Origin of the sequence: Mesorhizobium sp. M7A.F.Ca.MR.362.00.0.0 (assembly GCF_004023175.1) — a bacterium.
Taxonomy (GTDB): domain Bacteria; phylum Pseudomonadota; class Alphaproteobacteria; order Rhizobiales; family Rhizobiaceae; genus Mesorhizobium.
In genome coordinates this window covers 12,552-29,880 of record NZ_RZTF01000009.1, presented here as the reverse complement: position 1 = coordinate 29,880, position 17,329 = coordinate 12,552, and the positions used below count along the sequence as shown (strand labels likewise).

At 58.6% G+C, this 17,329-nt stretch carries 21 protein-coding genes; 9 read left to right on the top strand and 12 right to left on the bottom strand.

Annotation, left to right across the window (positions count from 1 at the left end; translation table 11 throughout):
* Nucleotides 1–67: 67 nt before the first annotated feature.
* Both EOC06_RS02635 and EOC06_RS02630 read right to left on the bottom strand, forming a co-directional pair.
* Nucleotides 68–679, bottom strand: a complete 612-nt coding sequence (locus EOC06_RS02635; protein ID WP_127327841.1) for a bifunctional 2-polyprenyl-6-hydroxyphenol methylase/3-demethylubiquinol 3-O-methyltransferase UbiG — start codon at nt 677–679, stop codon at nt 68–70.
* Between the two features lie 131 nt (nt 680–810).
* Nucleotides 811–1,125 carry a YMGG-like glycine zipper-containing protein gene (locus EOC06_RS02630; RefSeq protein ID WP_127327842.1) on the bottom strand — a complete coding sequence of 105 codons (315 nt, stop codon included), beginning with the start codon at nt 1,123–1,125 and terminating at the stop codon, nt 811–813.
* 220 nt (nt 1,126–1,345) lie between these two features.
* Here EOC06_RS02630 and EOC06_RS02625 point away from each other — a divergent pair, with 220 nt between their 5' ends.
* Entirely contained in the window at nt 1,346–2,905 is a 1,560-nt protein-coding gene (locus tag EOC06_RS02625) for a recombinase family protein (protein WP_127327843.1), read from the top strand.
* Between the two features lie 14 nt (nt 2,906–2,919).
* Nucleotides 2,920–3,738, top strand: coding sequence for a plasmid partitioning protein RepB C-terminal domain-containing protein (locus EOC06_RS02620; protein ID WP_127327844.1), 819 nt, complete (start codon nt 2,920–2,922; stop codon nt 3,736–3,738).
* 469 nt (nt 3,739–4,207) lie between these two features.
* Here the strand turns inward: EOC06_RS02620 and EOC06_RS02610 are convergent, their stop codons facing one another.
* On the bottom strand, nt 4,208–4,417 hold the full coding sequence (locus tag EOC06_RS02610; RefSeq protein ID WP_127327845.1) for a hypothetical protein: 210 nt from the start codon (nt 4,415–4,417) through the stop codon (nt 4,208–4,210).
* Between the two features lie 119 nt (nt 4,418–4,536).
* On the opposite strand from EOC06_RS02610, the gene EOC06_RS02605 reads away from it, so the two are divergent.
* From EOC06_RS02605 to EOC06_RS02595, 3 genes are all read left to right on the top strand, one after another.
* A complete protein-coding gene (locus tag EOC06_RS02605) occupies nt 4,537–4,836 on the top strand; it encodes a hypothetical protein (protein ID WP_127327846.1) in 300 nt (99 codons plus the stop codon).
* 2 nt (nt 4,837–4,838) lie between these two features.
* A complete protein-coding gene (locus EOC06_RS02600) occupies nt 4,839–5,531 on the top strand; it encodes an SOS response-associated peptidase (RefSeq protein ID WP_127327971.1) in 693 nt (230 codons plus the stop codon).
* Between the two features lie 199 nt (nt 5,532–5,730).
* Nucleotides 5,731–6,021 (top strand): hypothetical protein, encoded by a 291-nt coding sequence (locus EOC06_RS02595; protein WP_128307007.1) that lies wholly within the window; start codon nt 5,731–5,733, stop codon nt 6,019–6,021.
* A gap of 124 nt (nt 6,022–6,145) precedes the next feature.
* Here the strand turns inward: EOC06_RS02595 and EOC06_RS41545 are convergent, their stop codons facing one another.
* Genes EOC06_RS41545 through EOC06_RS02575 form a run of 4 tightly spaced genes read right to left on the bottom strand, consistent with a single transcriptional unit; the run spans nt 6,146 to nt 7,813 of the window.
* Nucleotides 6,146–6,388, bottom strand: a complete 243-nt coding sequence (locus EOC06_RS41545) for a hypothetical protein (protein ID WP_128307006.1) — start codon at nt 6,386–6,388, stop codon at nt 6,146–6,148.
* Complete coding sequence (locus EOC06_RS02585) at nt 6,307–6,729, bottom strand: DUF768 domain-containing protein (RefSeq protein WP_128307005.1); 423 nt, start codon at nt 6,727–6,729, stop codon at nt 6,307–6,309. The genes EOC06_RS41545 and EOC06_RS02585 overlap by 82 nt, the downstream gene beginning before the upstream one ends.
* Nucleotides 6,726–6,950, bottom strand: a complete 225-nt coding sequence (locus EOC06_RS02580) for a hypothetical protein (protein ID WP_128307004.1) — start codon at nt 6,948–6,950, stop codon at nt 6,726–6,728. The genes EOC06_RS02585 and EOC06_RS02580 overlap by 4 nt, the downstream gene beginning before the upstream one ends.
* Entirely contained in the window at nt 6,950–7,813 is an 864-nt protein-coding gene (locus EOC06_RS02575) for an RNA ligase family protein (protein WP_127327847.1), read from the bottom strand. Before EOC06_RS02575 ends, EOC06_RS02580 begins: the two co-directional genes overlap by 1 nt.
* Nucleotides 7,814–7,984: 171 nt before the next feature.
* Between EOC06_RS02575 and EOC06_RS02570 the strand changes: the two genes are divergently transcribed.
* The gene (locus tag EOC06_RS02570) at nt 7,985–8,173 is read left to right on the top strand and encodes a DUF3606 domain-containing protein (protein ID WP_127327848.1); all 189 of its coding nucleotides are present in this window, start codon (nt 7,985–7,987) and stop codon (nt 8,171–8,173) included.
* A 929-nt stretch (nt 8,174–9,102) separates the two neighbouring features.
* Here EOC06_RS02570 and EOC06_RS02560 read toward each other — a convergent pair.
* The 3 genes from EOC06_RS02560 to EOC06_RS02550 form a co-directional block, all read right to left on the bottom strand.
* Nucleotides 9,103–9,417 (bottom strand): hypothetical protein, encoded by a 315-nt coding sequence (locus EOC06_RS02560; protein ID WP_128307003.1) that lies wholly within the window; start codon nt 9,415–9,417, stop codon nt 9,103–9,105.
* Nucleotides 9,418–10,277: 860 nt separating this feature from the next.
* Complete coding sequence (locus tag EOC06_RS02555; protein WP_127332379.1) at nt 10,278–11,084, bottom strand: DUF2243 domain-containing protein; 807 nt, start codon at nt 11,082–11,084, stop codon at nt 10,278–10,280.
* A gap of 1 nt (nt 11,085) precedes the next feature.
* A complete protein-coding gene (locus EOC06_RS02550; protein ID WP_127321693.1) occupies nt 11,086–11,256 on the bottom strand; it encodes a hypothetical protein in 171 nt (56 codons plus the stop codon).
* Between the two features lie 155 nt (nt 11,257–11,411).
* Here EOC06_RS02550 and ctaD point away from each other — a divergent pair, with 155 nt between their 5' ends.
* Complete coding sequence (gene ctaD, locus EOC06_RS02545; protein ID WP_128307002.1) at nt 11,412–13,070, top strand: cytochrome c oxidase subunit I; 1,659 nt, start codon at nt 11,412–11,414, stop codon at nt 13,068–13,070.
* Between the two features lie 66 nt (nt 13,071–13,136).
* On the opposite strand, the gene sdhD is transcribed toward ctaD, so the two are convergent.
* Entirely contained in the window at nt 13,137–13,526 is a 390-nt protein-coding gene (sdhD, locus tag EOC06_RS02540; protein WP_127332022.1) for a succinate dehydrogenase, hydrophobic membrane anchor protein, read from the bottom strand.
* Between the two features lie 1,032 nt (nt 13,527–14,558).
* Entirely contained in the window at nt 14,559–14,744 is a 186-nt protein-coding gene (locus EOC06_RS02525; protein ID WP_127332018.1) for a hypothetical protein, read from the bottom strand.
* 576 nt (nt 14,745–15,320) lie between these two features.
* Between EOC06_RS02525 and EOC06_RS02520 the strand changes: the two genes are divergently transcribed.
* Together EOC06_RS02520 and EOC06_RS02515 are read left to right on the top strand one after the other, a co-directional pair.
* A complete protein-coding gene (locus EOC06_RS02520) occupies nt 15,321–16,109 on the top strand; it encodes an alpha/beta fold hydrolase (protein ID WP_127380181.1) in 789 nt (262 codons plus the stop codon).
* 7 nt (nt 16,110–16,116) lie between these two features.
* A complete protein-coding gene (locus tag EOC06_RS02515) occupies nt 16,117–17,223 on the top strand; it encodes a PAS domain-containing sensor histidine kinase (protein ID WP_127332014.1) in 1,107 nt (368 codons plus the stop codon).
* Nucleotides 17,224–17,329 lie beyond the last annotated feature (106 nt).

Genomic DNA, 17,329 nt, shown 5'->3' with positions numbered 1-17,329 from the left:
GGCGCATCCGGTCAAGTGGTCCAGCGAGACCCCCTGCCTCATCACGATGGAGCGCGGCCTCCGCCACTCACCCCTTCTTGGCGAACGCCCAGACCATCAGCGGGTATTCCTCGTCGTTGCTGAGATCGCGCCACAGGCCGTAGGCGCGAACGGGGCCGCCGATATGGGCCCTGGCGCAGGCCTTGTTGCCCCAGCCATGGACTTTGACGTTGGCTTCCGCGAAGCCGCCCTCAACCATCAGCTGCTTGAGGCCGGCAGGTGTCCATCTATTGTAGTCGTGCGGCCTAGCGTGGACGCGAAACAGGAAGGGTGTTGCCACCATCGCCCAGCCGCCGGACCGGGTCATAGCGTGGATATTTTCCACCGCCGCCTGCGGCCGCTGCACATGTTCCAGCACCTGGTCGGCGATGACGATGGAATATTGTTCGTCGGTGCGGTCCTTGCAGATGTCGAAGGCTGGGAAATCGACCGACCTGTAGTTGGGGCACATCGCCCGCCAATAGCGGTTCCAGCCGGGCGAGATTTCGATCACGTCGGAGGCCTTGCGGTTGCCGGCTTCGAGAAAGAGTGTGAATGCCTCGATCTGGCGGATGCGCAACCAGTTGCGGGAATCATAACCGATGAGCCGCTTCACGGCGCGTTTGCTTTGGCTTTTCAGGGCGGCAAGGCTTGTCGTCACATCGACCTCCTCCAAAACCCACCGCGAGGAACAGCCTAGCCCAGGCAAGTGGGCAAAAGATGACATCAGTGTGCGCCGCTCCCCTGAGCGGCGCTGACTGAGTTAAGACGCTGGGGTCCAACGATACCTGCTTAGTAATCGCCGTTGTAATACCGGTCGTCGCAGGGGGCAGTGTAGATGCGGCCGCGGCGGTCCTGATAGCGGCACATCTGTTCGCCGCGACGCTGCGGCGTGGTGGAGCTGCCGACAACCGCGCCCAGCAGGGCGCCGGCGCCGGCGCCGATGAGCGTGCTTTCGGTGTTTCCGCCGATGGCCTGGCCAACAAGTGCGCCGCCGGCGCCGCCGATCAGCGCGCCTGTGCCGGCCCGCTGCTGGCCTTCGGTCTGTGCGCAGCCTGCCAGCGCTGCGGTCATTAGCACTGCGGCTATCGCTTTGTGAAAAGTCATGGAGGTCTCCCTTAAAAGTCTGAAATCCCTATCGATCGTCCCGTGCGGTCGCATTGCGGCGGAACGGGGGCACGCGCTCTCACGAAGTGAGTCAGCGTTTACCGACAGTTGAAAGGGTCTAACCAGAAAAGCCGGGCATTCGACATAAACTCGAGAGGTATTTTGCACCAAACCTCAGGCCGATGATCGTTAGCATGTCCGATCGGCAGGAGCGCAAGTGATGGACGAGGTAACGACCACAAAAGCTCCTTCAGGTAGGCGCGTAGTGCGTGCGGCCCAATATCTGCGCATGTCGACGGACAACCAGACCTATTCGATCGACAACCAGAGGGATGCCATACGCGACTACGCGGATATCATGGGCTACGAAATCGTCGCCACCTACAAGGACGCTGGTCGAAGCGGTCTCAACCTCGGAGGCCGTCCCGGCCTTCAGAAGTTGCTAGCGGATGTCGAGAGCGGGAGAGCCGGTTTCGAAACGGTCGTGGTGTACGATGTCAGCCGCTGGGGGCGGTTCCAGAACATTAATGAGAGCGCCGCTTATGAGTACCGATGCCAGATGGCTGGCGTGCGAATCGAATTTTGTGCAGAGCAGTTCACCAACGATGGCAGCATCGGATCAGACGTACTGAAGGCGATAAAGCGCAGCATGGCGGCCGAGCATAGTCGCATGCTATCGCAAAAGGTGTTCATCGGTCAGGCAAGGTTGATACGGATGGGATTCCGCCAGGGTAGTAAGCCGGGCCTCGGCTTAAGACGCCTGCTGGTCGACGATTTGGGACGCCCCAAATTCATCCTTTCAAATCGCGAACAAAAGAGCATGCACACCGACCGAGTAATCGTAGTGCCTGGGCCGCCAGACGAGATCGCAACAGTACAATGGATTTTCAGCCACTTCGTTAAAACGCACCAGACAGAGCTTGAAATCGCAAGGCTGTTGAACAAACGCGGCGTGATGACTGACCTTGGGCGCCGATGGAAGCGGGAAAGCGTACGCAGCGTCCTGACCAATGAAACGTACATTGGCAACAGTGTCTGGAATCGGCGCTCCACCAAGCTCAAAAGCAAGGCGGTGAACAATCCCCCCGAACAGTGGGTGCGGACGGAAGGTGCATTTGAGCCGATTGTTGACCGCAAGCTATTCAAGCGGGCGCAACTCATCCACAAAACACTCTATTTGCGTATGAACAACGACGAGATGCTGGCAGCGCTGAAGAATGTCCTCGCGCGCCGTGGCGCCTTATCGACCGCGATTATTGACGCTGCACCCGAGTGCCCCGCAGCTAGCCTCTATTTCCATCGCTTCGGAAGCCTTCTGAAACTCTACGAATTCATTGGATACCAGATGCCTCGGAACTGCCAGATCATCGCCGCGAAAAAGCGGCTGAAGACGGTGCGTTTGAAGGCAATAGATGACCTATTGGTGGCAATCGGGAGGACTAGCGGACAGGCAACTTATGACCTGAGAAACGGCATTCTCCGGATCAACGATGAGTTCACTGTTGCTATCGAAATCGCACGTTGCGGCGCTTCCGTATTCGGATATCCCGTCTGGTCTCTGAATATCAAGCACCAGTCACAACCCGACATTTTCGTCCTGATCAGGATGAGTCCGGGTGACCTTGTCATCCGGGACTATCTGATTGCCCCTGTACGTGAAATCGTCGGCATATCGGAGCTGCGCGCTAACAATGGCGCACAACTGGACACCTACCTTTTTCCCACGCTCAGCCCGCTTATCACGCTGGCGGAGCGAACAGGTGCAGAGAACGTAGTGTGAGTCCGAAGCACCCTATGACCAGCGAGGCCGCTTACAATGCTTTGCAAAACAGCGACCAGAGACACGCCCGTAGTATTGCTGCCGATCAACCAGGGTCAAGGGAGAAGCTATTCGCTCCCAAGCTCATAGCAACCTATGAAGCGGAGTGCGCACGCAAGCGCAATTTCATAAGAGAAACTGTGGAAACAGAACAGCGCTTGAGTAGCCTGGTCGAAGCGCTTCGTCTGATAATGAGTGACAAAAGGTTTCACTCATTGCTGGTGTCCGAGGGGCTTGCCACCATACCAAAACTCTTGGCCGAGAGGTTGCAAGGCGTGAAATACGAACCGGGTGCAGCAGCGCATGCCAGCAAGCCCTTTCCCGGCAAGAATGCAGGCCGTCATTCTGTCAGCGGGATTTGCCCGGACGTCCTCGATTTCCTCCAAGACTACCCTGTGAAGGTGAAAATCTTCGGCTTGCTGCGGCATGTGATTCCCGCCAGGCAATTGGAAATTGCCCGACTGATGGTTGCTATGGAGCGGGTCACGTTCACGTACGCAAAGATCCTTGTCGCTTTTACGCCGCGCCCGCTGCTGGCCGAGGGTTTCGATCCGGCGATGATTGCCAACGTGTCTGAAGACCAACTGGGCGCGATGACGCCTGAACTTGGCGAGCTAAGCAGTGCGTTTTTGAGCGCCGTGGAGCGACGTGGCTCCGTGAGCCTAGAACTGCTGGCAGCCGGCCGCTTTTTTGACCGGCTGATGGATAATTCAAGGGTCGTGCGATATCTGGCCCACACTTTTCCCGGCAATTTTGAAGAGTTTCACGAGTTGTCGTGTGGCCATGCATTTTAATAATTCCTCTAGTTTCGCGGCAGGCTGTGGACCTCGAGCCGAACCGGCCCGCCGCGATCGCAACTCGTGCAGAAAAGCGCCCGCTCGACGAGCGGAACAAGGCATCCCCACCGTATCGCCTGGTCAGCCCTTCCGGCTTTATCGTCGCGTGATGCGAGCATTTTGTGCAATAGGCCCGCAGCGAGTGCCATGAGCGCAAGTCACCAAGTGCGACATCCAGCCCGGCATGAATGCTGCCGTCGATAATCGTCTGGGGCGGGATCTTGACCTCACCCGGCGTAATGATCTTCTCCATGACGTGTCGGCTGTTGTAGTGGATCAGCAACATTCCTGGGCGGCGACGGATCGCGGCCTGCCAAGCCGCCTGGCTGACCATGGCATCTGGTGATCGGGATATTGTTTCGAGGTGGGTCTTCTCCTCTCTATCCCAAACCTCGATCCGGAAATTGTCCCCAGCCGTGTCCGCCATTTATGGACGTGCCTTGTGCCAGCCGCGGGAATAGCCGCTCGACACCGCCGCGCGAGACAGAGCGAGTTCCCGCTCGAGCTCGCTGTTCCTGGCAAGGATGTTCAGTAAAGCGACCACGACATCGCCGCCGGCAGCAGCTATGGCCTGTTGTGCCAGCATCTCCAATTCAGACATAGCTTCGCCGGCCGGCGCATTTTGGCGCTTTCCCATAGCCCTTTTTCCTGCAACGACCATTCAGGAATAAGGAACATATTCCTGTCAGGTCAAGGGGGATTGACTCAATCGTTCTCATTTTGTTCACTGGCGGTAGTAGCCACAGGAGGCGAACAATGCAGCTTCGCTTGGAGATCAAAGGCGCTTCGCCGGAGGAGCAGGAGCGCGGCGTCGAGGCGGCTAAGGCCGTGTTCACTGCGGCTGGCATTTCGGCCCAGCAAGCCGCAGATGGAATGTTTGCCTTGGAAGGCTGGGACGACGCCAGCTTTGCTGCCGATGAAGAGCCCACAGCGGAAGAGGACGACGCCGCAAGTGTTTGGATGGCGGCCAACAAGGCCGCTATAGCTGCATGTTGCGCCAATTGGCCTCCTGATGCCGTGCCGGACAATTATCTCCTGCTTGAACTGGTCGATTGAACATGTGCGGCCGCTTCACCCGATACCTCACTTGGTCCGAGATCCACCGGCTCTATCGGCTGACGGCGCCGGCGGAGATCGGTCGCAATGACGCACCTCGCTATAACATCGCGCCGACCGAGGAAGTCCCTTTCGTCACCGCAGGCGAAGACGGCAATCACAAGCTACGCGAGGGCCGTTGGTGGCTCGTACCGTTCTGGGCGAAAGAGATGCCTAAGGCGGCAATGTTCAACGCCAGGATCGAAGGCGTCGATACGGCCCCGGCCTTCCGTGACGCATTCAAGTCGAAGCGTTGCCTGATCCCCGCCGATGGATTCTACGAATGGACCATCTCGCCGGCCGACGGCAAAAAGGACCCTTGGCACATCTATCTGCCCGGCCACGCGCCGTTCTCATTCGCAGGGCTGTGGGCCTACAACTCCAACCTCGACATCACCAGTTGCACCATCATCACCGAGCCCGCCGGCGAGCCGATGAAAAACCTGCACGATCGGCAGCCGGTCATCCTCGACCAAGCCTACTATGATGCGTGGCTGGATCCGGGGACGCCCAAGGAGGACTTGAAGGATATCCTCAGCCACGACATCGACGGACAACTGCAGTTCAATCGCGTTGGCCGCGACGTCAACTCGACCCTCATTAACAAGCAGCCCAACGACCATCCCGCCTTAGTCGGGCCGATCAATCCGCTATGAGCGACGAACCCGCCAGACTTGCCGATGGCATGATAGCCGCACCGCGCGAACGCCAGCGGATTGAGAACCACACGTGCGAGCACGTTGGATGCGGCCACCGCGCGCCGTTCGGCTTCGCACGACCGAAGGGGCCGTCACATTGGTTCTGTCGCGGGCATCGCGCCGACGGCGATCAATATCTCTTGGGAGGAAGGCACCAATGACCCGCTCGACCTTCGCCGATGAATTGCAGCAGGCGTCCGAGTGCATCGCAGACGTTTCGCGCGCCGATCTTCAAATCCTGCTTCGGCGGGCTGCATTGATGCTCCGGAACGTCGCCGGCTTCCCGCTAGAGCCAGCCACGGAGGACGCACTGAACTCCATCGCCGCCGAAATGAACATTGCCCGGTCGGAGCTCATTCAGATCGTCTTGCGTGAGTGGCTGGGAACGAATGCCTATCTGCCAGTCCGGGTGATCGACGAAGAAAGCGAGACGGACGGAAGCGCCTAGGCTCGTACTTCCCCTCGAATCGGCGACGTCTTCAGGCGCGGCGGACCTGATTGTCCGCTTGGCCGGCGCCGCACAGTCCCAACAGCTCCCACCTGGCGCGCCGGCCATTTTATCCCAGCAAGGGCTACCCGGCGGTAGGCGGTCTAACCGGTCCCGTGGTGTTCCACCGGATGAACGGCACTTCCTTCCCTGTGACTTCTCGCACGGCGTTCAGCAGGGCCTCATGTAGGACGCGCGTCTGTCTGTAGTGATCGCAATGCGGCGAGATGAACGGCTTGACGATGCTTAGGTGCAGCGCTTCTGCTGCCACCAGGAAGCGCTCGATTTCAGCCTGAGAAAACTGCTTTGACGGTTTTGACCTAGCCATTGCGACACCTTTTGAGAGTCGCCCCACCCGAGGACATTAGTCCTATTTCTCCCGCCGCGTGTAAAGCGCGATCCGCGCCTGAAACCCCTTACGCTAGGGAAGACCGGAATGTGAACAAGCCAAGAACCGGTCAAACCGTTGGGTTGCTGTGGCCCCGACGCATCGCCTTCGAACACGCTCTCAACCTCGTTACTGATTTCCTCGGCGCCGATACCGGCCTTCTCCGCCGCTGTCATCAATTGGTCTGCCAAGTCGCTCGCAGCGACCGGATCTCCGCGCGCCAGAATGGGCAGTTGCTCGGCCAGCCAATTGTCGAGAAACTTCAGGCCACGAACGCTCATTCGGGGCGCTCGACGTCGGCTTCATCCACCTCGGTTTCCATCCCGTCGCTAACAGCTTTGCTCTTGCTTATCCCCGTTAGAAGCACACCGTCATAGCCTTGAAGCCACGCTTCGGCGTGTTCCTCCCAATAAGGTGGCACTATGCGCTCCGTCCTTAGTGCCTGGGCACCATACATCCAGGCATAGCCGACGCGCTCCTGATCTTTCTTGGGGACCGCCATTATTCCTCCTCCCGGTAATCCAGCAGCTTGGCGTGACGAAGCTGCTCCTCACCTTTCAGGAACTTCACCCGCCCGACAAGACCCGGCTTCAGCCATTCCGCCTTGTCCTTCTTCAAGCCCTTCGGAACCGGGCCGCCGACCTTGCCCTGTACGCGGTCCCACAGGCGCTTGCGTTTGTCGAATTTGAAATTGACGTTGGCGGTGCCGAGATAGCGGCCGTTTTCAGCCATCAGAACCCTCGCCGCCTGACCGGGGTCGCGCTGGACGCCGATGATGTCCATCTCCTTTTCATCGTAGCACTTGATTTTGCGCCAGTTCATCGTCGGGCCGCTGCGATAGAGACTGTCCCTGCGCTTCGAGACGATGCCTTCTTGTCCAGTCTGGTCGGCAAGGTAGTAAACCGCGTCGCCGGTGCCGGGCATGGCCTCGCTGAACTGTATCCGGCCGCCGGCTTCAATCGTGCCCTCTAGGATGTCACGCCGGTCCTCCAGCGGCATGTTGCGGAGGTCGTGGCCATTCATGTGGAGCAGGTCGAATGCTACAAGATAGTATTCCTGCGAAGGATCGCGGCTGCTGACGGCCGATTGCAGCGCATGGAAAGCGGAGCGTCCAGCCTCATCAACCACGATGGCTTCACCCTCAATGATGAAGTCGTCGGCTTCAATCGCGGCGGCCTGGTCGGCAAGAACCTTGTACCGTGCAGTCCAGTCGCACCCTCTCCTGGTCAGCAGGCGAATGCCGTCTTCATCCTTGATGATCTGCGTTCGGTACCCGTCGAACTTGATTTCGTGAATCCACTCCTCACCCTCGGGCGGGGTGTCGACCAACTCCGGCTGCATCGGCGGGATGAACTTCAAACGCATGCACGGAACTCACATTGCGATTCAAGGCTCACGGCTCCGATCGGTTCCGGATCGTTTTAGCTAAGTTGAATGTTTCAGTCATTACCGCGATCAAACGAAGGGTGGATGTTCGCGAATAGGTACGTGGAACCCGGCGCCACTTTCGCTGTTCTTCTCTCAGGAGGAACAATCATGCCAGACGACAAAAGCAAGCGTGATTTTCGCGACCGCGACCGAGTGTCGGGCGACGAAGAATATGAGGTCGGCTATTTCGCCAGCAAGTTCCAGCTTACCATCCCTGAAGTGCGGGAACTTATCAGGAAGCACGGGAACGACCGTGAGACGCTGGAGCGTGAGGCAAAGGCACTGGGCAGCCGATGACGACGCTATCCGACCTTGGAACGGCAAGCAGCACTGCAAAACGGATCGGCGCCGCCCGACGGAACATTTTAGCCGTCCGGCATGTTTCGGTGCATGCCGACGATTGACACAGAAGAGTGCAGAGCGGCGCTAACCCTAATCCGGCGGACGATCGAGGATCATTGTCCGCCTGGCGTACTTCCTAGTGAGGAAGCGGTAAACGGTCTCTATGGGCCGGAGCTCATGCATGAAGCCGCCGCCTTGGCCACCGCCATTGTCAAGACCGTCGACAAGTTGACATTGAGTTCGGTGAGAATCCCGCCCGCGCCCAGCATTAAAGCTTAGCTGTGGATAGTAACGGCATCTTCACCATGGCGAATGATGGCCATTGCGGGCGCGGGGGACAGGCGTAGCGTCGATTTTGTCGGCCCACCTCCGACACATTTCCAAGCGTACCAGACTGGGCGATCGGCGACCCACCGCCCCCTTAACCCGTGTTGCCGATCGCCCGCTTTCGCGGGAAGCGAAGTTCATGAAATGGTTGGAACATATGGCGGCAGGAATGGCCGCCAGGCAATTCTTAATAGTGCAGCCGAGGGAAACGCGATACGAGAGCATTACCTATCGAAGTCGCATGGAAGCGGCGCTAGAAACGGCAATGCCCGGCTATATCTTCACGGTCACGATAGAGCATCCGCAGCTCCATAACGATACAGCGTTGCGGCACCCAAAGTATATCATGAATTGCTGATGTATGAGAACGGCCGCCAGACAAGCCGAGAACCAATTAGCACAGACCGGACCTTTGGATATCACATCCAAGCCTTTGGTCCTGCTGGAAGACCCGCCGTGCTGGCCTTGCACGACGGGCTTATATTGTGCGGCTACATCCTAGGAATCGACCGCGATGTATCAACCTGGGACAGAGCCCGAAGTTCCAAAGACAGCGCTCAGCAGCCTTCCGTGGTCTTTTTCATCTGGCCAGGAGCAGCCGAGTTAGCATCGGTATCCTGTTGACCTGGCGCGGCCTGCTTGGCGCTGCCAGTCTGCTGACCCGGAGCGCAGTCCTTGGCGGAGTTTGAGTTCGTTCCGCTCGTGGTGGTCGAATCCGTGCCCTGGTCGGTCGTAGTGCTCGGCATGGTCTTGGTTGTCGTCGTGGATGACCCGCCAGTGCCGGTGGTGTTGCTCGATTGGGCAAAGGCGAGCCCAGTTGACAGTGCCACAATGGCGGACGCGAAGAGTAGCTGTTTCATGATCAACTCCATGTTTGAATCTCCCTGGGCACACCTAACTTCGCATGAAGCGGCGGTTCCAACGAATGGGGTCCGAGAATCGCCCAGCACATGACGCAAAAAGCCCGCCGGCCGGAACCAGCGGGCAGTTCTCATGGGGGAAAGCACCGGGAGCAGTGCGACGACCAAAGTTCGACAGGGCAGTTTTGTTCCATCGTCAGTGAACTGGCTTCGACCTTTCCGACACCGATGCACTGACCGAGATCCTGGCAGAGCTGGCCCGTTCTGGTGCTGGCTCCTGTCTCGATCTGAGATGCAAGGTCTGCGATGCCAAGGGCGACGAAATCCAGCAATTCAGGGTAGCATTACGGGTTCCTGAGAACCGGGACGTGATGCTTCACCGGCCTGCCATTGAAAAACCCGCCACTGAGGGAGCAGTAACGGGCCTTCCCGGTGTTATCCTCGGCCAGGGAAATCGAGAGCGATCCAAACTTCCTTTTCGGAGGTTGCAGTGGGTCCGCCCCTACTGGCGGGCAGAGGCGGACCCGGCCAAGGCTTGGGGCCTCGGCCCGGCAGCGGGGGACGCTGCCGCCGTTTCCAACCTGCCTCGACATGTCAGGTTCCACTAATGCACTAAAAAGCCCGCCACCTTTCAGCAGCGGGCTTCCAATCTGCAATTCTCTTGATAATCGATAATCCCGGAGACCCCGGATGAGCTGCGCGAAGCCGTCACCGACGACAGCCGCTCACGTTTCGTGAATGCGGGCTTCTGATAGCTCTTCTTCTTCGATCTACCCTTTGCCAATCCGCAATGTACCACTCTTTGCCTTCGACCAGTCGTGGCAATCGGCCGACAAAAAGCCCGCCACCTTCCGGAAGCGGGCTAGGATGCCTCACTGCTGGCCGGAGCGACTGCTCGCACCAGCGGCATCGGTCCAGGCGAGGCATCCGGCAATGACAGGCGTTGTGCCGACGACCAGGGCGCCGCGCGCGTGCAGGGTCATCAACCCGCGCCATGAGACCCTATCGACCGCCCAGATGGTGCCGCTGGCGTCGACCCACTTGAGGTCGGTGTCGGCGGCTTGAACCGCCCGCATCATCGCGTCCGGTTGCATCCCAGCTCGAAAGACGATGACGGAAGTGGCGGCACCGTTGAAGAGCGGGCCGGCGCCCGCAGCCAGTCCTGCAAGCAGGACGATGCTGGTCAGAGCCGCCGAGGCACCGCGTGCCGGTCCATCGCGGTTGGGCAGCACCAGCACCAACAGCAGCGGCACGATTCCGAAGATGACCAGCCACCCAATATCCCAGGCGAGCGGCATGTCGCTGTTCATCTTGATCCGATGCAGGCCGAGCAGCCAATGGAACACAATGGCGTCCACCAGATGCCAGACGCCGAACCCGATGAAGGCTAGCCGAAGGATCTCGGTCGTCGTTCCGGCCCGCCCGCCTGCTGCCCTCGCCGCCACCAGTAGCACCGTGCCGGCAACGGCGAACACGTACATGAACAAGTGGAAGAGGCCGTCGGCCATGATCTGGAAGCGCAGGTCGGAACCCGCCGGGTCGGCGAGGCCCGAGAGAAGATGATGCCATTGCAGAATCTGGTGCAGGACGATGCCGTCGAAGAAACCGCCCAGGGCGAAGCCGAGCAGAAGCCAGCCGACTCTCGTTCCCGGATGGAGTTTCGCGGTGATGGTGTCCATATCAGGACGACTCCGCCGAAGCCGGAGAGCCAAGTCTGGTTAGCAGCTCCAGGTGCATCGCCCTGTCCGCCGTCGGGTCGTGGAGATCATGACGGGCCTCGATCCAGAAGGCCGTAATCAGCCCGCCGACCACTGTCGTCAGAACCAAAGTCCCAGCAATGACTGCCAGCATGGAATGTCGATCCTTCAACCGCGGGCACGCCGCGCCCGACCCGAACCTTGGCTTCTGCCGTATGTTCCCTCGCGTCGGGCGTTCTGGGGAGGAACAATCAACTGACATCATGGTTCGGATGCCCTGTTGGAAACTGGCTGAAGCGGAGAACGCTCATGAGTGAATATTCGGCGGCGGCTCCGAGCAGCCGCGGAGACCACAAGCCGCGGGGCATCACCCGCTGGCTGTTTTCGACAAACCACAAGGATATCGGAACGCTCTACCTGATCTTCGCCTTCATCGCGGGGGTCATCGGCATGCTCTTGTCGGTGGGCATGCGAATTGAACTGCAGCAACCCGGGATCCAGGTTTTCCCTGGGTTGGCATCGATGATCTACGGCTACCAAGGCGACGCGGCCATAGATGCCGGCAAGCAACTTTATAACGTGTTCACCACGGCGCACGCGCTGATCATGATCTTCTTCACCGTCATGCCCGCACTGATCGGTGGTTTCGCCAACTGGATGGTTCCGATCATGATCGGCGCCCCGGACATGGCCTTCCCACGCATGAACAACATCTCGTTCTGGCTGCTGCCGCCGGCATTGATGCTGCTTCTATTGTCGATCTTCATGCCCAGTGTCCCCGGCGGCTACGGTCCCGGGACCGGCTGGTTCCTCTATCCGCCCCTTTCGACCTCCGGCCATCCCGGTCCTTCCGTCGATCTGGTCATTCTTTCTCTGCACATCGCGGGAGCCTCTTCGATACTCGGCGCCATCAATTTCATCACCACGATCTTCAATATGCGCGCGCCAGGGATGACGTTGCATAAAATGCCTCTGTTCGTGTGGTCGATCCTCATCACCGGATTCCTGCTGCTGCTGGCCCTGCCTGTCCTGGCAGGGGCCATTACAATGCTCCTGACCGATAGAAATTTTGGCACCACATTCTTCGCGCCGGACGGCGGCGGCGATCCTATCCTGTACCAGCATCTCTTCTGGTTTTTCGGCCATCCTGAAGTCTACATCATGATCTTGCCGGCCTTCGGCATCGTGAGCCAGGTGATCTCGACATTTTCGCGAAAGCCGATCTTCGGCTATCTGGGGATGGTCTATGCGATCGTCGCGATCGGGGCGATCGGTTTCGTCGTTTGGGCTCACCATATGTACACAAGCGGAATAGGGCTGGACACGCAGCGCTATTTCACCTTCGCCACCATGGTGATCGCGGTGCCGACGGGGATCAAGGTGTTCTCCTGGATCGCGACCATGTGGGGTGGTTCCCTTAGCCTGCGCGCCCCGATGCTGTGGGCGCTCGGCTTCATATTCCTGTTCACTGTCGGAGGCGTGACCGGCGTACAGCTTGCAAATGCCAGCCTCGACCGGCAATTGCACGACACCTACTATGTCGTCGCACACTTCCACTACATTCTCTCGTTGGGTGCCATCTTCGGCATCTTCGCGGGCTGGTATTACTGGTTCCCGAAGATGACAGGATATTTGTACAATCCGCTTTTGGCTGGAATCCATTTCTGGACGACCTTCGTCGGTGTGAACCTCGTCTTCTTCCCCCATCACTTTCTCGGGATGGCCGGCATGCCGCGTCGCTATATCGACTATCCCGACGCTTTTGCCGGTTGGAACATGGTCTCCTCCTTTGGATCTTATCTGTCGGCCGCGAGTGTCCTGATTTTCCTTGCCGGCATCGTGGAGGCTTTCCACCGGCGAAGGGCCGCCGGCATGAACCCTTGGGGGCCGGGAGCCACCACATTGGAATGGGAATTGACCTCTCCGCCGCCTTTCCATCAATGGGACAGGCTGCCGAAAATAGAATGAAGACGGCTCGCCGTGCGCGACAGATAACGGGATCGGCGCTGAGTTGGAACCGCGCCGCGCTGCCGCCTATCGGAAGCTGATCACCAGCACGGCGAAAAAGCTGGCGAGGGCTACTGCCCAGCAAAACAACCAGTTGGCGATCAGCAGGACAGATTTCAGCACGGTGGCGTGGCAGTAGTCTTCGATGATCGATTGCATGCCCAGCCGCATGTGGACGCAGTTCACCAGAATGAAGGCGATGAGGGCGGGTGCGACATAGATCGATCCGACTACGCGGATGACGACATCTCGAGGCTCTCCGATCAGCCTTATAACGACCGCGACGATGTAAATGACGAGGATCAAAAGTGTAGCAGATGTCAGTCGTTCCAGCATGAACGTTTCGGTTCCGTGTTTCGCCGACCCAAGGCCCCGCACTCGAGCTAACGGAGTTCTGATCGAGTGTCTGTCAGCCATCTTGCTTCCCCTAACTCACCTGGTTCCTTTGCCCGTAACTCAAGCTGTTGCTGTCCAATGCTCGGGCTCGCGTCACGGATGGATAGTGCGCAAGCACGTTCTCCAGTTTGGCAAGGCGAGCTTTTTGGGCGGTTAGCTCGTATCCTGAACGCCATCGGATCTTGTTGGGTCTGCCAGCTGTCCACAACTCCTTTTCAAGGAGCGAGATGCTGAGGCGGACGGCGTCGATCTCTTTGACCAGCGCGGCCTTCACCAATTTCCGACTCTGCATCGCCTTAGTTCCGGTGTGCAAGGGTGGCGCCAAACACAGTGCATTTGGAAATGTTCCCCCGGTGGCCGTCCGGCGTTGAAAATTTAAACGCCTCGATGCTGCGCTCAAGGCGGTCGCCACAAGCCCACCCGGCACTCGGCAGCTGGGATCTCTACACAGTGTACGCCACCCTGGTCGGGGCTCGCCTCCAATTGGCCGCGGCGGTGCCGGGCGATGCCTAGGAACATGCTTGGCTCGCCCCTTGCGGCAGGTAAGATGAGCAGAATCTGTTCCTTTGGCCAACATGTCAAAAGCGCTTTCTGTTTCTCGATCGGGCAAAAAGATTTGCATCCCATTGCCGGGAACTGATCGATCCTCAAGAAGTTTGCGGGATTAGTCAGGAGAACGGACTATGCCGGACAACGATTCATCAAGACGCCTCGCGTTTTCGCACCAGCATCTATGTCGTGGAAGCATTCAGGAGGCCCCGGCCGTGGCAGAGGCTGCTGTCAAACGCGCACGTAAGCGTTAGTTTAGAGCAGCGATGGCGCGCCGAGCAGCGCGGCGGCAATGGCGATTTTCGCCCGAGTGCCGAATGATTATTCGGCGATCGACCGCTCGATCCCAGCGCCCCAATTCAAGCCGTCCGACGACATCGGCGACAGGCCAGTCGTTCTCGGCGCAGCCGCGGATCGAGGCCACAGCAGGAGGTATTGCCGGCCGACCCGCGCCCCCGGCAGATCGAACGGATCGATGGCGGCTGTGGCGCTGGCCTCGCTCTCTCAGTTCTCCGCGTGACTAAAGACGACGGCGCCGTTGTCTTTACGAACTTCAACTGAAACGATCCCATCGTCACCCTTACGGGTCGGGAACATCGCGATGGCATGGTCTTTTGCCGCCTTCTCCGCGTCGAAGGAGACTTTGTCGACGATGCCGCGTCTTCCATACCAGATGACAGTGAAGGGCATTGGCACTCACATGCTTTCCGCTAAGCATATAGGAGATCGGCCCGTCGTGCGACAGATAGGGCGGATAAACTTCAACCGAGACAGTGCCCGGCCTAGCAGGCGGGGTAATTGTTGAGCGATATGTTACCGGCAGACGTCGCTACCAATAGCATCCCCAGCTCTTTTGCGCTTCACGCCTCATGTCCAAGCGTGCCTCAAGCGGAGAAGGTATTTTCCCCATGGACGAACTCCACACCAATGCGCGTGAGCGAATTTTCCGCTATCCGTATCCTCGCATCGTCTCCCGACAGCATTCAAACCGATGGATGTTGTTCCAGAAGCAGAATCCTCGTCCGCACCGGCTGCCTCGTAATCGACGAACCCCTCATGCCCAAGGAAGTCGACGATATCGACCGGATGAGTTCGTCGTCCTCGACAACGAGCACCGGAATGGGCTGCGCATATGGTTATACGAACAACTTCACCAACTCCACGTGCAGACTAGAGATACGCTCCGAGTGCGGGCGTCATTTCGTTGCCATTTGAAGTTTTTTTCAGACGGGCTATTTAGGTGTCGATTTCCTCTGGTCTGAAGACATGTACGTTCTGAAGCGCAACAATGTTCTGGCTCATGGCACGGGACCTAAAACGATGGTGTTTGCCCACGGCTTCGGCTGTGATCAAAACATGTGGCGTTTCGTCGAGCCTGCATTCCGCCACGATTTTCGCACCGTACTTTTCGACCAGGTAGGGGCTGGGAAGTCCGACCTGTCTGCGTACGACAGCGCTAAATACGCCTCGCTGGACGGCTACGCGGATGACCTCATTGAAATCGGTCGGGCTCTCGAATTGCGGAAAACGGTATTCGTCGGGCATTCCGTCAGCGCAATGATCGGGGTGCTCGCATCCTTGAAGGCACCGGAAATATTCGAGACCCTTGTTTTGGTTGGTCCGTCTCCGCGCTATATAAACGATGACGGCTATGTCGGCGGCTTTTCAGAGGCTGATGTCGAGGGCCTGCTTTCATCTCTAGCCGACAACCACATGGGCTGGTCGGCCGCGATGGCGCCAGCAATTATGGGGAACGCGGATCGGCCGGAACTTGCTGAGGAGCTGACCAACAGCTTTTGTCGAACTGATCCCGACATCGCTCGTGAATTTGCGCGGGCCACATTCACATCCGACAACAGAGCCGACCTGCCGAAAGTCACCGCGCGGACGCTAGTGCTGCAGTGTTCCGACGACATCATTGCCGGCGATCAAGTCGGTGAGTACGTCCGCGACCACATCGCGGGCAGTAAATTGGTTCACCTCGACGCGGTCGGCCACTGCCCAAATCTCAGCTCGCCGCAGGAAGTTGTTGCGGCGATACGGTCGTTCGTCTGACTACACAATGAACGCTGGTAACAGATACCTCGACCTTTTTGAGAACGCGCCTTGTGGCTACCTCGTTGTAGCTGCCGATGGGCGCATCGACGACGCAAACACTACTTTCTACAAATGGACCGGGTTTTCTAGGGAGGCAGTTGTCGGGAAACGCTTCCGTGACATCCTCAATATCGCCGGAAGAATGTTCTATGAGACACATTTCGCTCCCCTGTTGAGGATGCAGGGCTCCTTTGATGAGGTTGCGTTGGACGTGATGAAGTCGGATGGCGAGAGCCTGTCAGTCCTAGCCAACGCCTGGGAAAAGCGGACGCCCACTGGAGAATTAATTGAGACACGCGTGGCGCTCTTTCGCGCGACGCAGCGTCGACGCTACGAGCGAGAGCTGAGTGAGGCCAGACGCGAGCTGCAGATCGGCCTGAATTCCGCACAACAGACTGCGGAACTGCGCGAGCAGTTCATAGCGGTGCTTGGCCACGACCTACGAAATCCCCTGGCTTCGATTTCTGCTGGCGTCCACATGCTGGCCCGAAGCTCTGACACCAGCGACGAAAAAACCTCCCAAGTCCTGCGCCTCATGCTGGCGAGCGTTTCCCGGATGAGCGGCTTGATCGACAATGTCTTGGATTTCGCGAGAGGTCGACTTGGAGGGGGTCTCGGACTATCGAGGGACCGCGATAACCCGATCCAGCCCGCATTGCAGCAGGTGCTTGACGAGATAAGATCAAGCTACCCGGAGCGTCAGATCGAGGTGTCGTTCAATCTGGACGGATGCATGATCGATGCTGATCATGCGAGGATCGCGCAGCTTTTCTCGAACCTGATGGGAAACGCCATCGCCCATGGCGACCCTGAAACTCCGATCAAGGTAGCCGCGCAGGTTCAGGACGGCCTCTTTAGCCTGTCGGTTGCGAACGGCGGTAAGCCTATTCCGGAATCGGCGCTGCAACGCCTCTTTCAGCCATTTTATCGAGGAGAGGCAAAGAGCCGCCAACAGGGCCTGGGATTGGGGCTCTTCATCGCGTCAGAAATTGCCCGCGCCCATGGTGGAAGCTTGGACGTAGTCTCCGATGTGGAGCAAACGCGCTTTAGTCTCCATATCCCCGCAAATTGATCGCACAACTATCTCATGGCTGCTCTCCACCCCCGCTGCCGGAAGGTGACGGGCTCTTTTGTGCGTTAGCGGAACTTGATAGTCGGAACAGGTTCGAAACGGCGGC

Bases quoted from the DNA above. Each gene is read 5' to 3' on its own strand.
- ctaD (WP_128307002.1), top strand. From the start codon at position 11,412: ATGAGTGAATATTCGGCGGCGGCTCCGAGCAGCCGCGGAGACCACAAG.
- EOC06_RS02575 (WP_127327847.1), bottom strand. From the start codon at position 7,813: ATGCGTTTGAAGTTCATCCCGCCGATGCAGCCGGAGTTGGTCGACACC.
- EOC06_RS41545 (WP_128307006.1), bottom strand. From the start codon at position 6,388: ATGGCTAGGTCAAAACCGTCAAAGCAGTTTTCTCAGGCTGAAATCGAG.
- EOC06_RS02605 (WP_127327846.1), top strand. From the start codon at position 4,537: ATGCAGCTTCGCTTGGAGATCAAAGGCGCTTCGCCGGAGGAGCAGGAG.
- EOC06_RS02585 (WP_128307005.1), bottom strand. From the start codon at position 6,729: ATGAGCGTTCGTGGCCTGAAGTTTCTCGACAATTGGCTGGCCGAGCAA.
- sdhD (WP_127332022.1), bottom strand. From the start codon at position 13,526: ATGGCTGACAGACACTCGATCAGAACTCCGTTAGCTCGAGTGCGGGGC.
- EOC06_RS02515 (WP_127332014.1), top strand. From the start codon at position 16,117: ATGAACGCTGGTAACAGATACCTCGACCTTTTTGAGAACGCGCCTTGT.
- EOC06_RS02630 (WP_127327842.1), bottom strand. From the start codon at position 1,125: ATGACTTTTCACAAAGCGATAGCCGCAGTGCTAATGACCGCAGCGCTG.
- EOC06_RS02525 (WP_127332018.1), bottom strand. From the start codon at position 14,744: ATGCCCTTCACTGTCATCTGGTATGGAAGACGCGGCATCGTCGACAAA.
- EOC06_RS02620 (WP_127327844.1), top strand. From the start codon at position 2,920: ATGACCAGCGAGGCCGCTTACAATGCTTTGCAAAACAGCGACCAGAGA.
- EOC06_RS02625 (WP_127327843.1), top strand. From the start codon at position 1,346: ATGGACGAGGTAACGACCACAAAAGCTCCTTCAGGTAGGCGCGTAGTG.
- EOC06_RS02520 (WP_127380181.1), top strand. From the start codon at position 15,321: ATGTACGTTCTGAAGCGCAACAATGTTCTGGCTCATGGCACGGGACCT.
- EOC06_RS02550 (WP_127321693.1), bottom strand. From the start codon at position 11,256: ATGCTGGCAGTCATTGCTGGGACTTTGGTTCTGACGACAGTGGTCGGC.
- EOC06_RS02560 (WP_128307003.1), bottom strand. From the start codon at position 9,417: ATGGAGTTGATCATGAAACAGCTACTCTTCGCGTCCGCCATTGTGGCA.
- EOC06_RS02610 (WP_127327845.1), bottom strand. From the start codon at position 4,417: ATGGGAAAGCGCCAAAATGCGCCGGCCGGCGAAGCTATGTCTGAATTG.
- EOC06_RS02570 (WP_127327848.1), top strand. From the start codon at position 7,985: ATGCCAGACGACAAAAGCAAGCGTGATTTTCGCGACCGCGACCGAGTG.
- EOC06_RS02600 (WP_127327971.1), top strand. From the start codon at position 4,839: ATGTGCGGCCGCTTCACCCGATACCTCACTTGGTCCGAGATCCACCGG.
- EOC06_RS02595 (WP_128307007.1), top strand. From the start codon at position 5,731: ATGACCCGCTCGACCTTCGCCGATGAATTGCAGCAGGCGTCCGAGTGC.
- EOC06_RS02555 (WP_127332379.1), bottom strand. From the start codon at position 11,084: ATGGACACCATCACCGCGAAACTCCATCCGGGAACGAGAGTCGGCTGG.
- EOC06_RS02580 (WP_128307004.1), bottom strand. From the start codon at position 6,950: ATGGCGGTCCCCAAGAAAGATCAGGAGCGCGTCGGCTATGCCTGGATG.